This window comes from Streptococcus mitis (genome assembly GCF_946188695.1).
In the GTDB taxonomy this organism is placed as follows: Bacteria; Bacillota; Bacilli; order Lactobacillales; family Streptococcaceae; genus Streptococcus; species Streptococcus mitis_DF.
This window is the reverse complement of the sequence record NZ_CAMHWI010000001.1, coordinates 189,318-204,337: the sequence shown is the minus strand read 5'-3', so window position 1 is coordinate 204,337 and position 15,020 is coordinate 189,318. Positions and strand designations below refer to the sequence as shown.

The 15,020-nt window shown below is 35.6% G+C and carries 14 protein-coding genes and 2 pseudogenes; 10 read left to right on the top strand and 6 right to left on the bottom strand.

From position 1 onward, the window contains the following. Positions 1-26: 26 nt before the first annotated feature. The 6 genes from holA to N8L33_RS00940 all read left to right on the top strand — a co-directional run bounded on the left by holA (position 27) and on the right by N8L33_RS00940 (position 5,902). Positions 27-1,064: a DNA polymerase III subunit delta gene (gene holA, locus N8L33_RS00965; protein WP_060805633.1), complete on the top strand. Its 1,038-nt coding sequence runs from the start codon at positions 27-29 to the stop codon at positions 1,062-1,064. Between the two features lie 414 nt (positions 1,065-1,478). Then, on the top strand, positions 1,479-2,084 hold the full coding sequence (gene sodA / locus N8L33_RS00960; RefSeq protein ID WP_112443483.1) for a superoxide dismutase SodA: 606 nt from the start codon (positions 1,479-1,481) through the stop codon (positions 2,082-2,084). Positions 2,085-2,240: 156 nt separating this feature from the next. Then, positions 2,241-2,771 (top strand): YutD family protein, encoded by a 531-nt coding sequence (locus N8L33_RS00955; protein ID WP_261058050.1) that lies wholly within the window; start codon positions 2,241-2,243, stop codon positions 2,769-2,771. A 20-nt stretch (positions 2,772-2,791) separates the two neighbouring features. After that, positions 2,792-3,877, top strand: coding sequence for a dual-specificity RNA methyltransferase RlmN (gene rlmN / locus N8L33_RS00950; RefSeq protein ID WP_000804762.1), 1,086 nt, complete (start codon positions 2,792-2,794; stop codon positions 3,875-3,877). Beyond that, positions 3,877-4,359, top strand: coding sequence for a VanZ family protein (locus N8L33_RS00945; RefSeq protein ID WP_261058049.1), 483 nt, complete (start codon positions 3,877-3,879; stop codon positions 4,357-4,359). Before rlmN ends, N8L33_RS00945 begins: the two co-directional genes overlap by 1 nt. Position 4,360: 1 nt before the next feature. Next, on the top strand, positions 4,361-5,902 hold the full coding sequence (locus N8L33_RS00940; protein WP_261058048.1) for an ABC-F family ATP-binding cassette domain-containing protein: 1,542 nt from the start codon (positions 4,361-4,363) through the stop codon (positions 5,900-5,902). A 55-nt stretch (positions 5,903-5,957) separates the two neighbouring features. Here N8L33_RS00940 and N8L33_RS00935 read toward each other — a convergent pair whose 3' ends face one another. From N8L33_RS00935 to N8L33_RS00925, 3 genes are all read right to left on the bottom strand, one after another. After that, positions 5,958-6,761 (bottom strand): peptidylprolyl isomerase, encoded by an 804-nt coding sequence (locus tag N8L33_RS00935; protein WP_261058047.1) that lies wholly within the window; start codon positions 6,759-6,761, stop codon positions 5,958-5,960. Positions 6,762-6,869: 108 nt separating this feature from the next. Then, positions 6,870-7,403, bottom strand: a complete 534-nt coding sequence (locus N8L33_RS00930) for a hypothetical protein (RefSeq protein WP_261058046.1) — start codon at positions 7,401-7,403, stop codon at positions 6,870-6,872. Between the two features lie 82 nt (positions 7,404-7,485). Beyond that, complete coding sequence (locus tag N8L33_RS00925) at positions 7,486-7,782, bottom strand: cytoplasmic protein (RefSeq protein ID WP_261058045.1); 297 nt, start codon at positions 7,780-7,782, stop codon at positions 7,486-7,488. A gap of 863 nt (positions 7,783-8,645) precedes the next feature. Between N8L33_RS00925 and N8L33_RS00920 the strand changes: the two are divergent. Both N8L33_RS00920 and N8L33_RS00915 read left to right on the top strand, forming a co-directional pair. Next, positions 8,646-8,915: pseudogene (locus N8L33_RS00920) on the top strand (helix-turn-helix domain-containing protein); the annotation flags it as partial. Between the two features lie 85 nt (positions 8,916-9,000). Then, the gene (locus N8L33_RS00915; protein WP_261058044.1) at positions 9,001-9,972 is read left to right on the top strand and encodes a hypothetical protein; all 972 of its coding nucleotides are present in this window, start codon (positions 9,001-9,003) and stop codon (positions 9,970-9,972) included. 195 nt (positions 9,973-10,167) lie between these two features. Here N8L33_RS00915 and N8L33_RS00910 read toward each other — a convergent pair. From N8L33_RS00910 to N8L33_RS00900, 3 genes and pseudogenes are all read right to left on the bottom strand, one after another. Beyond that, positions 10,168-11,424, bottom strand: a pseudogene (locus N8L33_RS00910) (ISL3 family transposase). Positions 11,425-11,607: 183 nt separating this feature from the next. Beyond that, positions 11,608-11,970 carry a hypothetical protein gene (locus N8L33_RS00905; RefSeq protein ID WP_261058043.1) on the bottom strand — a complete coding sequence of 121 codons (363 nt, stop codon included), beginning with the start codon at positions 11,968-11,970 and terminating at the stop codon, positions 11,608-11,610. Positions 11,971-12,286: 316 nt separating this feature from the next. After that, on the bottom strand, positions 12,287-12,586 hold the full coding sequence (locus N8L33_RS00900) for a hypothetical protein (protein ID WP_261058042.1): 300 nt from the start codon (positions 12,584-12,586) through the stop codon (positions 12,287-12,289). Positions 12,587-12,963: 377 nt separating this feature from the next. Here N8L33_RS00900 and N8L33_RS00895 point away from each other — a divergent pair, with 377 nt between their 5' ends. Both N8L33_RS00895 and N8L33_RS00890 read left to right on the top strand, forming a co-directional pair. Continuing rightward, positions 12,964-14,232: an AAA family ATPase gene (locus N8L33_RS00895; protein ID WP_261058041.1), complete on the top strand. Its 1,269-nt coding sequence runs from the start codon at positions 12,964-12,966 to the stop codon at positions 14,230-14,232. Beyond that, a complete protein-coding gene (locus N8L33_RS00890; protein WP_261058040.1) occupies positions 14,229-14,840 on the top strand; it encodes an RloB family protein in 612 nt (203 codons plus the stop codon). Before N8L33_RS00895 ends, N8L33_RS00890 begins: the two co-directional genes overlap by 4 nt. The last annotated feature ends 180 nt before the right edge of the window (positions 14,841-15,020 follow it).

The following is a 15,020-nucleotide window of genomic DNA, read 5'->3' as shown; positions in this document are numbered from 1 at the left end:
CTAAAAATCAGAAGAAAGGAGAGAAGATGCTAGCCATTGAAGAAAGCCAGAAGTTGACTTTATCAAATTTACCTAGCTTGAGCCTATTTACAGGGACAGACCAGGGGCAGTTTGAAGTTATGAAGAGTCAAGTATTGAAACAGATTGGCTACGATTCTGCTGACCTCAACTTTGCCTACTTTGACATGAAAGAAGTAGTTTACAAGGATGTGGAACTGGAGTTAGTCAGCCTTCCTTTCTTTGCGGATGAGAAAATCGTGATATTGGATTATTTTGTCGATATCACGACTGCTAAAAAGCGCTTTTTAACAGATGATGAACTCAAGTCGTTTGAGGAATACCTTGATAACCCTTCACCAACAACCAAGTTGTTAATCTTTGCTGAAGGAAAGCTGGATAGCAAAAGGCGGTTGGTTAAATTACTTAAGCGTGATGCCAAGGTTTTTGACGCAGTAGAAGCCAAAGAACAAGAATTGCGCCAGTATTTCCAAAAGTGGAGCCAGAAACAAGGTCTGCAGTTTGTGGGGCAATCCTTTGAAAATCTACTTATCAAGTCTGGTTTCCAATTTAGTGAAATCCAGAAAAATCTCCTCTTTTTACAGTCCTATAAGGAAGACTCTGTTATCGAGGAAGAGGATATTGTTAACGCTATTCCCAAGACCTTACAGGACAATATTTTTGATTTAACTCAGTTTATTCTGACTAAAAAGATGGATCAGGCGCGCGATTTGGTTAGAGACTTGACCTTGCAAGGTGAAGATGAAATCAAGTTGATTGCAGTCATGTTAGGACAATTTCGGACTTTTACTCAGGTGAAAATTTTGGCGGAGTCTGGGCAAACAGAATCGCAGATTGCAAGTAGTTTAGGTAGCTTTCTCGGACGCAATCCCAATCCCTATCAAATCAAGTTTGCGTTGAGGGATTCAAGAGGACTTTCATTGAGCTTTTTGAAGCAAGCTATTTCCTATTTGATTGAGACAGACTATCAGATTAAGACAGGTCTTTATGAAAAAGGTTTCCTTTTTGAAAAGGCACTCTTACAGATTGCTAGTCAGGTCAATTGACATTTTTTTGAAACTACAACCCGCGTCAGGATTATCTTGTCGTGGGTTTCTTGCTGATTTGCTTATTTTATACTCAATGAAAATCAAAGAGCAAACTAGGAAACTAGCCGCAGGTTGCTCAAAGCACTGCTTTGAGGTTGCGGATGAAACTGACGAAGTCAGCTCAAAACACTGATTTGAGGTTGTAGATAAGACTGACGAAGTCAGCTCAAAACACTGTTTTGAGGTTGTAGATAAGACTGACGAAGTCAGTAACATACCTACGGCAAGGCGACGTTGACGCGGTTTGAAGAGATTTTAGAAGAGTATTATTAGAAAGTATTTCAGTGATTTCCTTATCTATAAGCAAAAAACTTGAAAAAAGTGAATGTTTACGTTATCATTTTCATATAGAAAGAAAAAGAGGTATTACAGATGGCTATTATCTTACCAGATCTTCCATATGCATACGACGCTTTGGAACCATACATCGATGCGGAAACAATGCACTTGCACCATGACAAACACCATCAAACTTATGTCAACAATGCTAATGCAGCTCTTGAAAAACACCCTGAAATCGGTGAAGACCTTGAAGCCTTGCTTGCTGATGTAGAATCTATCCCAGCTGATATCCGTCAAGCACTTATCAACAATGGTGGTGGACACTTGAACCACGCTCTTTTCTGGGAATTGATGACTCCTGAAAAAACAGCTCCATCAGCAGAACTTGCAGCAGCAATCGATGCAACATTTGGTTCATTTGAAGAATTCCAAGCAGCCTTCACTGCAGTAGCAACAACTCGTTTCGGTTCTGGATGGGCATGGTTGGTTGTCAATAAAGAAGGTAAACTTGAAGTGACTTCAACAGCAAACCAAGACACACCAATCTCAGAAGGTAAAAAACCAATCTTGGGCTTGGACGTTTGGGAACATGCTTACTATGTGAAATACCGTAACGTGCGTCCTGACTACATCAAAGCTTTCTTCTCAGTCATCAACTGGAACAAAGTAGATGAGTTGTACGCAGCTGCTAAATAATGGTATATGGAGGGAAGAATTGTTCTTCTCTTTTTTAGGTTATATGATTTTGGTCTGACGAAATCGTCAGACTTTTTTCATTTTTATGAGAAACGTGCTAACTGCTAGAAATTATGGTAGAATAAAGTATTAAGTAATCGTGGAAAAAGGATATCTATGCGAAAAGAAATTGCACCTGAATTATACAACTATAACAAGTTTCCTGGTCCTGAGTTCCATTTACATGGGGACAAGGTCGAAACGGAAGGGATAGCTTTTTCCTTGGTTGAAAATATCAAGGATGCCTTTGATGTGACGGCTTTTAATCAGCGTTTTTCAGAAGTCTTGACTAAGTTTGATTATATCGTGGGGGACTGGAGTAATGAACAGCTTCGCCTACGAGGTTTTTACAAGGATGACCGAACAGAGGAAAATCTTGAAAAAATCAGTCGTTTACAAGACTATCTTTTAGAGTATTGTAGTTATGGTTGTGCCTATTTTGTCCTAGAAAATGAAGCCCCTAAGCGAGCATCATTTGACAAGAAAATGCGTAAGAAGGAAGAAGAAACGCCTTCTAGAAAAGGGAAGAAACAGGCTCAAACCAAACGAAAACCGAATGCAGATAAGAAAAATAGACGTCGTCAGAAAGACCAGCATTCTCAGAAAGAGGACAAGGGGCAACGTCATTTTGTCATTCGTCAGAAGTGAGTAGAGAATAAGGAGAAGAAATGAAACCGTCAATTTATAGTTTAACACGTCAAACCATGCAGGAATGGGTATTGGAGCAGGGAGAAAAGAAATTCCGTGCAGATCAAATTTGGGAATGGCTCTATCGTAAACGTGTGCAATCATTTGAAGAAATGACCAACCTTTCCAAGGATTTGATTGCTAAGCTCAATGATCAATTTGTAGTCAATCCCTTAAAACAACGTATTGTGCAAGAGTCTGCTGATGGTACTGTCAAATATCTCTTTGAGTTGCCTGATGGTATGTTGATCGAGACTGTACTCATGCGTCAACACTATGGTTTGTCAGTCTGTGTGACGACTCAGGTCGGCTGTAATATCGGTTGTACCTTCTGTGCCTCTGGTTTGATCAAGAAACAACGCGACCTCAATAATGGGGAAATCGTAGCGCAGATCATGCTGGTTCAGAAATACTTCGACGAACGTGGTCAGGACGAGCGTGTCAGCCATATCGTTGTCATGGGAATCGGTGAGCCCTTTGATAACTACAACAATGTCTTGAATTTCGTTCGTACCATCAATGATGACAAGGGAATGGCCATTGGTGCTCGTCATATCACGGTTTCAACCTCAGGTTTGGCCCATAAAATTCGTGATTTTGCTAATGAAGGAGTTCAGGTCAATCTTGCCGTTTCCCTTCACGCACCTAACAATGAATTGCGCTCAAGCATCATGAAGATTAACCGCGCCTTTCCGATTGAAAAACTCTTTGCAGCTATTGAGTACTACATTGAAACAACTAATCGCCGTGTAACCTTTGAGTATATCATGCTCAATGAAGTCAATGATGGTGTAGAACAGGCTCTTGAGTTGGCTGAATTGCTCAAGAATATCAAGAAATTGTCTTATGTCAATTTGATTCCTTATAACCCAGTCAGTGAGCATGACCAATATAGTCGTAGTCCTAAGGAGCGCGTCATGGCCTTCTATGATACACTTAAGAAAAAAGGGGTCAACTGTGTTGTTCGTCAAGAACATGGTACAGATATTGATGCAGCTTGTGGACAATTGCGCTCTAATACAATGAAACGTGACCGCCAGAAAGCAGTCGCAGCAGTCAATCCTTAATGATAAAGAAAACTCATAATCATATTTTGGTCTGGGGAGTCATTTTCTATAGCATTTGTATCGTCTACTTTTGTTTTACTCCTCAAGAACATTCTCCTGTGGGAGTGGAAACTCCAGGTATTCAGCATCTTGGACGCCTGGTTTTTCTTTTGACTCCTTTCAATTCTTTCTGGAAACTGGGCGAAGTGAGTGATATGGGACAATTATATTGGATTTTTTTACAAAATATCCTCAATGTCTTCTTGCTTTTTCCTCTGGTCTTCCAACTTATCTATCTCTTTCCAAGTTTAAGAAAAACAAAAAGGGTCCTTCTTTTCAGTTTTTTAGTTAGTCTTGGAATCGAGTGTACGCAGTTGGTCTTAGATTTTTTCTTTGATTTTAATCGAGTCTTTGAGATTGATGATTTGTGGACCAATACCTTGGGTGGCTATCTGGCTTGGCTACTCTATAAACAATTACATAAAAACAAGATAAGGAATTAAAATGAGTATTTTAGAAGTTAAAAACCTGAGTCACGGTTTTGGTGACCGTGCAATTTTTGAAGATGTGTCCTTCCGTCTCCTCAAGGGAGAACATATCGGTCTGGTCGGTGCCAATGGTGAAGGGAAATCAACCTTTATGAGCATTGTGACTGGTAAAATGTTACCAGACGAAGGAAAGGTTGAGTGGTCCAAATATGTGACGGCAGGCTACTTAGACCAACACTCTGTCCTTGCTGAAGGGCAATCTGTTCGTGATGTTCTCCGTACAGCCTTTGATGAGCTTTTCAAAGCTGAAGCTCGTATCAATGACCTTTATATGGAAATGGCTGAAGACGGAGCGGATGTTGATGCTCTTATGGAAGAAGTTGGCGAACTCCAAGACCGTCTGGAGAGTCGTGATTTTTACACTTTGGATGCTAAGATTGACGAAGTGGCGCGTGCCCTTGGTGTTATGGATTTTGGTATGGATACGGATGTAACCTCTTTATCAGGTGGACAAAGAACCAAGGTTCTTTTGGCTAAACTCCTCCTTGAAAAGCCCGATATCTTGCTTCTGGACGAGCCGACCAACTACTTGGATGCTGAGCATATTGATTGGCTTAAGCGCTATCTCCAAAACTATGAAAATGCATTTGTCCTTATTTCACATGATATCCCATTCCTGAACGATGTGATTAATATTGTCTACCATGTGGAAAATCAACAGTTGACACGATACTCTGGTGACTACTACCAGTTCCAAGAAGTTTATGCGATGAAGAAATCTCAGCTGGAGGCTGCCTACGAACGTCAGCAGAAAGAGATTGCGGATCTTAAGGACTTTGTCGCTCGGAACAAAGCGCGTGTTGCAACACGAAACATGGCCATGTCCCGTCAGAAGAAATTGGATAAGATGGATATTATCGAACTCCAAAGTGAGAAACCAAAGCCATCCTTTGATTTCAAATCAGCTCGTACACCAGGACGCTTTATCTTCCAAGCCAAGGATTTGCAAATCGGTTATGACCGTCCTCTGACCAAGCCTTTAAATCTTGCCTTTGAACGCAATCAAAAGGTTGCCATTATTGGTGCCAATGGTATCGGGAAAACAACTCTCTTGAAGTCTCTCTTGGGCATTATTCCGCCAATTGCTGGGGAAGTTGAACGCGGTGATTACCTAGAAGTTGGTTATTTTGAGCAAGAAGTAGAAGGGGGCAATCGTCAAACACCACTAGAGGCTGTCTGGAATGCCTTTCCTGCCCTTAACCAAGCGGAAGTTCGTGCAGCCCTTGCCCGTTGTGGTTTGACAACCAAGCATATCGAAAGTCAGATTCAGGTCTTGTCAGGTGGGGAACAAGCTAAGGTTCGTTTCTGTCTCTTGATGAATCGTGAAAACAATGTGTTAGTACTTGACGAGCCAACCAACCACTTGGATGTGGATGCCAAGGACGAACTTAAACGTGCTCTTAAAGAATACAAGGGGTCTATTCTTATGGTCTGCCACGAACCAGATTTTTATGAAGGCTGGATGGACCAAATCTGGGATTTTAACAATCTAACTTAAAAATCAGTATAAAAGAAATACAGTACCGAATGCGGATACTGTATTTTTTAGGTTTTTAAGATTTAAAATCGTAGTCTTTCACCACTTCGATGCTATCGATAGTAATAGCAGTCGTTGGCTTGTCTTTTTCATCTTTTTCGGCTTTAGCAATCTTATCTACAACATCCATACCGTCAATCACTTGGCCAAAGACTGGGTGTTTACCATCTAGACTAGGATTTCCACCTTCTTTGTAGGCTTCGATGATTTTCTTTGGATACTTGCTTGTAGGGAGTTTAGCAGAGGTATCTGTGGAGTTTTGGTTGATGAAGAATTGACTACCATTGGTATTTGGTTGCCCAGTATTTGCCATCGCAAGAGCACCACGGATGTTATAAAGATAAGGAGTGATTTCGTTCTTGAAACCAGTTCCCTTGTCTTTTGTCTTATCCTTATCATGCCAGATAGACTGACCACCTGTACCGTCCCCTTTTGGATCTCCAGTTTGAACCATGAAGCCATCGATGACACGGTGGAAGGTAATGCCGTTATAGTAGCCTTCTTTGGCATGAGTGAGGAAGTTTTCAACCGCTAGAGGAGCGAATTTAGGGAAGAGTTTGATACGGATATCTCCTTGACTTGTGTGGAGAATAACTTCAGCCTCGTCTTCAGCAACTTCTTTAGATAGTTGTGGGAAATAGGCGTTTTCGTTTGTTAAAGCATCGTTTAACTCCTTGGCAGATTGGGCAGCTACTTTAGAACTTTCTTCAGCAGCAAGACTGGAATCCACATAGTCATCGCCACGCAGACTACGTTGGATGCTGCTACATCCAGATAGGGCTACAGTGGATAGTAAAAGAAGGGTTGCTAGTTTTTTCATTCTGTTCCTCTCAAAAATTCATTTCTACCATTGTACCCTAAAAAGAAGGGGATTTCAAATATTAGTGACAAGACAGTTTTAGAGAAAATCAACCCCAAAGTCGCTTGATTAGAGATTTTTCTTTGGATGACGGTCGATAATTTCCTGGTACTGTTCCAGTATCTGTTCCCCCTTTGGAGTCAATTTGTAGCCACGAATTGAAAATTGACTTGCTAATTCTTCTTCTGAAAAGTTGTCATGAAGGGCTTGGTCCAGATCGGCAGCCTTCATCTTAGATAGTCCTGCAATTCCCTTGCTTTTCAAAATATTCTTTTTCATTGTAGCATTCAGATGGTCAAGTGAATCAAAAGCAGTTTCAATGACAGTATAACCTTTTTCTACCAGAGTTTTTAGATGTTTTGGGGCATCAATGCCATAAGTATACTCAAAGTATTTAGGAAACCAGGTTTCGGTGGTAAAAGTACCAAACTGGATTCTCCATAGTAAAATGATATCTCCTGCTAGTAAATCATCTGTTAATAGTTCCATGTTTCGTTTGGGAACAGGCTTGGGATTTAGAAGCCAAGTATCCAAATCTCGTTCAGGTGATATGAAGGGTTTGACTTGGTGGTCTTTATAAAATGTTTCTAAAATAGTATTCACTGATAGCCTCTTTCAAACATTTATTTCCTACTTCTAACAAATTTCTAAATGGTTTAAAAATTTTATTTTTTCATTTATTTTGTTATTTCTTGAGCACTAGCTTCTCAGCAAAAACGTTTAGTGCAGGCGCAACAGAATTTCCATTCAGCGAAGTATCCGATAAGAAAATAGGATTAACTGCTTCAACTAGAGCATCTTCTGGAAAGACAGTGGTAGAAGCAGGTGTAATAACGTGGAAGGCACCATGAGTTTCACTATTTAGAATATGTCTTTGATACTTTCCTTCTTTACCAAAGATATAACGTGGTGCATTTCCTAGTTTTTCATAGTAAGCTGGGCCGATAAATTCTGGTAGCATAACAAGTGCTTCTGGGATCATAAGTGTTTCCTTTCTGAGTGTAAAATAAAAAGAGTTAAGATAGTTGCTTCACTCTTGAGTAGTAGTGCGAAGAGAGTTTTCGTTTAAACATTATAGTATAGAATTCCACTTCAGCATGAGTAAATCCTGTGATGAGTGATTTCTTTGCTAAAGAATCTAAATCATTCAAAGCTTGAGTGTATAGCTGTGCGGTTAGCTTATCAGCTGAACTGAATATTCTATAAGTAAAAGTGTAATTATCGTAAAGTCGTTTACATTGTAGTGCGAAAAAAGTTAGTCATAGTTTTCTCTTTTATTATAAAGTAAAAAAGGTACTAAGAAAATGGACTTAGTAGCTTGAGAGTGAGTCTGTTAAGGTAGATAGACAGTAGTAAAGAAAAGTTATTTGGTTGAAGGATTCCTCCTTCACGGTGGCAACGTTTAGCAAGGTGCTTTGCATCAATTACCATTGCTTTCCCAGCCAACCTCAGTAGGTAGTCATTATCATACTCATTGGGTTCTCTTACGCCCTTTGGCGAAGCCAGTTCACTTTACTATTCGGAAAAGTGCGAAAGTCCGAAATGCATGGAAGCCCACAAAAATGTTTTATATGTTTTATATCTTCACTTCAACAATAAAGAGACTTGACTTTTCTTTCCAAAACAATTACAATGAAGGTACGAAGATTAGTGTAGTTTTGGCGATCAGCTCTCTGGTTGTCAGACGCACTTTTTATTAAATTTTCAAAGATCGTGATGCTGAAAGTTAAGCATTATTTTTTTTATGACTATTATAACTATCAGCTATATTTACAGTGTATAACTAATAGTTATAATTATCAATGGATTTTTGAAAAATTCTTTAAAAATTTTAAGAGGAACATAATGGAATTTTCGGAACGTCTAAAAAATCTAAGAAAACAAGCACATTTAACTCAAGTTGCTGTAGCTGAAAAATTAGGTATTTCACAACCTGCCTATGCTTCATGGGAACGAGGTGTTAAAAAAACAACACAAGAAAATCTAGTTAAAATCGCACAGATTCTGAATGTGACTGTGGATTACTTAGTTGGAAATTCAGAAGAAAAATCAAATGACTTAGACAATATTGAATTGCTTTTCCGTATGAACTCAAAGGGATTGACCGAAGAAGAATAAGAAATTTTTAAAAAGGAATTGATTGAGTTTATGGAAGAACGGAAGATGTCTTTTAAAGAAAAAAATTAGAAAGATTTTAAATATGTATCAGTCTTTACAGAGTTACCTTAATCAAGTTTTACAGAATGAACTTTATCAAAAAGTTATTATAGGAATTGCTGCAGCAGTAATAATAGGTTTAATTAAAATTTTTTGGAGTTCTATAGTAAATATATTTTCAATTTTTTTAAAACCCCAAAAACCTAAAACATTAAATGAAATGTTACTTGAATTTGATGTAAAAGATAGGGACTATGGGGATAACATTGTACGAACACTGAGAATAGAAGATACTTTAAATGACCACTTTCCAGATTATAAAGATTACATATTGATTCAATATGGCTCGTCAGTGAAATCTAATGCGACGTTACCTAGTGATTTTGATTTTATTGTTTTAATGCTTGGATTTCCAAAAGATGACAAGCGAGCCATGCATAATAAAGGAACTTTACCACAGGCGGATGAGAAGAATAGTGAGGATGTAGATATAGTTTTTAGAGACTATCTTTCCTTTATGTTTGCTGCTTCATCAGGTATGCCATATGAAAATAGTATTATTAAAGAAGGTAAACTTATAAAGGGGAATTCAGGCTATTTTAAATGGTTAAAAAATATTACCAGGAATCAATTATTTGACAGAGAATTTTTAGTTCGATGTTTTGAGAATAAAATTAGTGTTGAAAAAGCAGAGTATCAAAAGTGTAAGAGAGAACATGATAAATTCGAACATGATATATATTATGTAATTAGATCGGGCTATTATCTAATTAGTTCTTTATTGCAATTAAGAAGAATTCAAAGTATGCCGAAAATAATTTTTCAAAATCAAGTTGTTGAATTATCTAAAATAGGAACTTTTTATAACGACATATCAGATGAAGACATTAGAAATAAGTTTAAAAATATTGTTGAACTTTTAAAGAGAAATAAATCTGTTGATGGATTTAATAAAAATGATATTGAAGCTATTCTAAAATATATAGATGAGAGTGATAGAAACAATGTTATTTAATTTTACAAAGATATTTGGTAATAAATCAAAGAAACAAGTAACAATTTTTAGCGAGAGTGTGTTGAAAACTAGCTTTTATGAAGAACTACAAAAGAATGGGTGGGTTGAACTTGACGATGGACCAGATGATTTAGAGTCTTCCATCAGATTAATAGATAAAGGGCTTTTTGTCAACTGTAGTGGGTTGAAGAAAAGCTAAGATCGAGAAAGGACACATTTCGTCCTTTCTTTTTTGATATTTAGAGCGATAAAAATCCGTTTTTTGAAATTTTCAAAGTTCCGGAAACCAAAGGCATTTCGTTTGATGAGTTTAATGAGATTATTGGTCGCTTCTAATTTGGCGTTAGAATAGTGTAGTTGAAGGGCGTTGACAATCTTCTCTTTATCCTTGAGGAAGGTTTTAAAGACAGTCTGAAAAAGAGGATGAACCTTCTTAAGATTGTCCTCAATGAGTCCGAAAAATTTGTCTGGCTCCTTATTCTGAAAGTGAAAAAGTAAGAGCTGATAGAGCTGATAGTGGTGTCTCAAGTCTTCTGAATAGCTCAAAAGCTTGTCTAGAATCTCTTTATTTGTTAAGTGCATACGAAAAGTAGGGCGATAAAATCGCTTATCACTCAGTTTACGACTATCCTGTTGAATGAGCTTCCAGTAACGCTTGATAGCCTTGTATTCATGGGATTTTCTATCGAATTGGTTCATAATTTGGACACGGACACGACTCATAGCACGGTTAAGATGTTGTACAATGTGAAATCGATCTAGAACGATTTTAGCACATGGAAAAAGCTGTTTAGCTAAGTCATAGTAAGGGCTAAACATATCCATAGTAATAATTTTCACCTGACAACGGACAGCTCTATCGTATCGAAGAAAGTGATTTCGGATGATAGCTTGTGTTCTACTTTCAAGAACGGTGATAATGTTGAGATTATCAAAGTCTTGTGCAATGAAACTCATTTTTCCCTTTGTAAAGGCATACTCGTCCCAAGACATAATCTCAGGAAGATGAGAAAAATCATGCTTAAAACGGAAGTCATTGAGTTTTCGAATGACAGTTGAAGTTGAAATGGAAAGCTGATGGGCAATATCGGTCATAGAAGTCTTTTCAATCAACTTTTGCGCAATCTTTTGGTTGATAATACGAGGAATTTGATGATTCTTCTTGACGATAGAAGTCTCAGCGACCATCATTTTCGAGCAATGATAGCACTTGAAACGACGCTTTCTAAGGAGGATTCTAGTAGGCATACCAGTCGTTTAGAGGTAAGGGATTTTCGACAGTTTTTGAAAGTCATATTTCTTCATTTGACTTCCGCAATTAGGACAATATGGAGCGTCGTAGTCCAGTTTAGCGATGATTTCCTTGTGGGTATCTCTATTAACAACATCCATAATTTGGACATTAGGGTCTTTGATATCGAGCGGTTTTGTGATAAAATGTAATTGTTCCATATGATTCTTTCTAATGAGTTGTTTTGTCGCTTTTCATTATAGGTCATATGGGACTTTTTTTCTACAACAAAATAGGATCCATAATATCTATAGGGGATTTACCCACTACAAATATTATAGAGCCCAAAAAACGCTTAAATCAACGTTTTTATTGTATAAAGAACAACGAATAGTTTGAGAGTTTTACTTGTTGCCGTATTTCTTCACTGCTTCTTTATATGCTTCACTATCCTTTTTGTAATAGTCCTGCTTCGTTCCCGAAATATCTACGGCAAATACGCCATTCTTGAAGGTATAATTCTCTTTTCGGTTTATGATGTTAGAACCAGTCAGTTCGATTGTTGAACTATCTTTATCAATTGTAAAGGCATCAGCCTCCCCTTTATTGATGTTTCCTTTGTTACCTGAAATGGTAAAGGCAACTTCATTTCTACTCTCGTTTATCCAGTAGTATTCGCCATCTAAAGAATTGCTTGATTGGTTAGAATAGGCAATTAATAGAATTGTAGATAGAGACACTAAAAGTAATGTGATAAATCTTTTCATTTGCTTATCTTCATTTCTATTATATCAAAGTAATGTTACAAGTGTAAGACAGTTAGTATTTAGGGAGTTTATTAATTTTATCTGAGGGAAATTTTGATATTATTACAATGTCGTTTAATATGTCAGATTGCATTTTTAATATTTTTTCTCTTAAATTTTTCATGAATCAATAATAACAAAAAAATAACTTTGAATAGATATTTAATCCTATAATGTAAGAGAATATAACTAAATGGTAAAGAAATCATAGATTTAAATAAAAAATGCACCTATTCAGTGAACAGGTGATTAATCCTAATTGCCTATTAATTGTTATCTAATATAATTCTTCTTTTGTTGGCTCTATGACTTCTGTATAAAATCTCTCTACTTGTGATACTAGATAACCTTTTGAAGACTCATTTGCTGTCATAAACAATTCAACAAAAGAGTTAAGAGAAAGAAGATCATTGGAGTTAATATTGAATTCTCTTGATTTATAAAGATTCAAAACTTCCTTTCCAAATACACTAATTTCTTCACACTTCTTGTTATCGAAAACATTTTTTTGAATTAATATTTCAAGATTCTTAATAAAGCCATACAAATTTTCTAATTGTTCATCTAAGTTTTCCATAGTAATTCCTTTCTATATTTATCCATATTTCTTAATGCTTCCTCGTAAGCCTTACTATACTTTTAAATAGTAATCATGTTTTGTTCCACTAATATCAACAGTAAATACTCCATCTTAAAATGTATAACTTTCGGAATGATAGCTATTAATATTTGTCAATTGTGAGAAGTGCAAGTTTTAATTAATTTTCGCTTTTTTTAACTTTTTTAGTTGGATCTAAAATCATTATTTTTGTGAAATATAAATCAAAATAGAGAAAAATAGAGTTGTTTTGATGATTATAGATGAAATTACAAAGTTTTTTTGGATTTACAACGAAAAATCGTTGTTAAAATTTTAAAACTACGGTATAATCAATATGATAAAGGAGGTAGATTATGTTAGTTGATTTCGAAGTTACAAATTTTTTATCTTTCCAAAATAGCTCAATTTTATCTTTAGAAAAGGGGAGGTACTTAAAAAAACATGCTAAATCTCATGTATTAGAAAATCAAGATTTTTCTTTATTAAAAAATGTAAATATTTTTGGTGCTAATGGGTCTGGGAAGAGTAATTTAATTACAGCGTTGAGAGTACTCGCCAAAATGATTATAGAACCTACGGATGATATTGAAGATGCTTTACCTTATATGCCATTCCGTTTAAATGAACAAAATAAATATGAAGATACTGAATTTACAATTCGGTTAATTAAGGATAAAAAACCATACCGCTATCATATTTGTTATAATAGGGAAGAAGTGACTCTAGAGGAACTTTCTATTGTCTCGCAAAACTATGAAGAAAAAGTATATTTTAAACGAACTAATTCTCCAGACAATCCTGAGATACTTCCAGATAACTTAAAAGAAATACGAAAATCTGTTAGAAAGAATAAATTATTATTATTTGAAGGTCAAGATAAAAATGATGCAGAATGTGTTAGTGTATTCCAATGGTTCCATTCAAATTTAGTTTTTGAAACTACAAAAAAACGAATATTTAAGTCAATTCAAGAAGATTCTGCTAAAAAAAATATATTCCTTAAACTATTAAATTTGGCCGATTTTAATATTATAGACATTGAAGTTATTGAAAAATTAGAATCAGTTCCTGATGAATTAAGAAAAATAATTTTTGCCGCAAATTTAGATGAAAGTCGATTAGCAAAACAATTTACCACTATTGAAATATATTCAATTTATAAAAAATATGATGAAAATGGAAAAGTTGTTGGTGAAGAAAAGATTCCATACGAAATGGAATCTTCTGGTACTAAAAAAATGATGGCAGTTGCTTTAACATTATTAGATAGCTTATATAAAGACCGAGTAATAATTATGGATGAATTTGATGATTCATTTCACTTATCACTTACTAAAGCATTGTTAAATATAATTAATTCTGAGTCAAACAAAAATCAATTTATTTTTACCACACATAATTTAAATTTATTAGACTCAAATTTGAGAGTAGATCAAATTTATTTGATGGAAAAAGATTTTATGGGTAAAACAGATGTGTATTCTCTTTTTGACTTTAATGAATTAAAAGGTGTTTCACGAAGTGATATTTCTTTTGCTAAGCGATACCTTAATGGGCAATTCGGAGCTCTACCAGATATTGATGTCGAAGGGATGAATAAATTATTTAAGGAGATTAAATGAGTAGAGGAAGACAATCTAAAGGGAGAGCACTCAAAAAAACTATTTATATTTTCACTGAAGGAGAGACTGAAAAAAATTATTTCTCAATTCTAAATAAAAAATATAATGCAACAGTGACTGTAAAAGTATCCGTTAATCATGCACACAAACAAGGAATGAATCTTTTAACCCACGCTTTAGGAAAAATAAATACTCTGACTAATACGGAAAAGAGGAATCTTGGAGGGGTTTATATTATCTTTGATAAAGATGATATAGATAACGCTGAAATGCAGACCGTTTTGAGTGAAGCAAAATCTAAAGGCATTCATATTGGATTTTCGAATAGTTGTTTTGAGGTGTGGTTGCTGGCTCATTTTGAAAAACTCAACGAATCTCATACAAAAGATAGATTATATCAAAGACTAGAACATCATCTGAATTGCAAGCAGTATTCAAAAAAACATAAGAATGACATAGATTTATTAAAGAAAATAGAAGATTGTGTATCTACAGCCATGGAAAATACTGCTACAATGAAAGAGTTAAGTCAAATAACCATCAACTGTGAACCGTATACAAACATAGGAAAGGTGATACAATGTATTTATAATAGAGATATGTACTAGTTATCGCTGTCTTCTCTGAAAAGGCAACACTTTTCTGTATAAAATTTATAAGGTATATTGATTTAATTCATCAGTCTCATTGTCATGGGTGTTTGATAAAGAATTTCTAGAAAATCTAAATGTTGTTTTAATCTCTATCTATTTTTCTAAAACGGGGAAAATCTGATAGAGTAAGCTTTG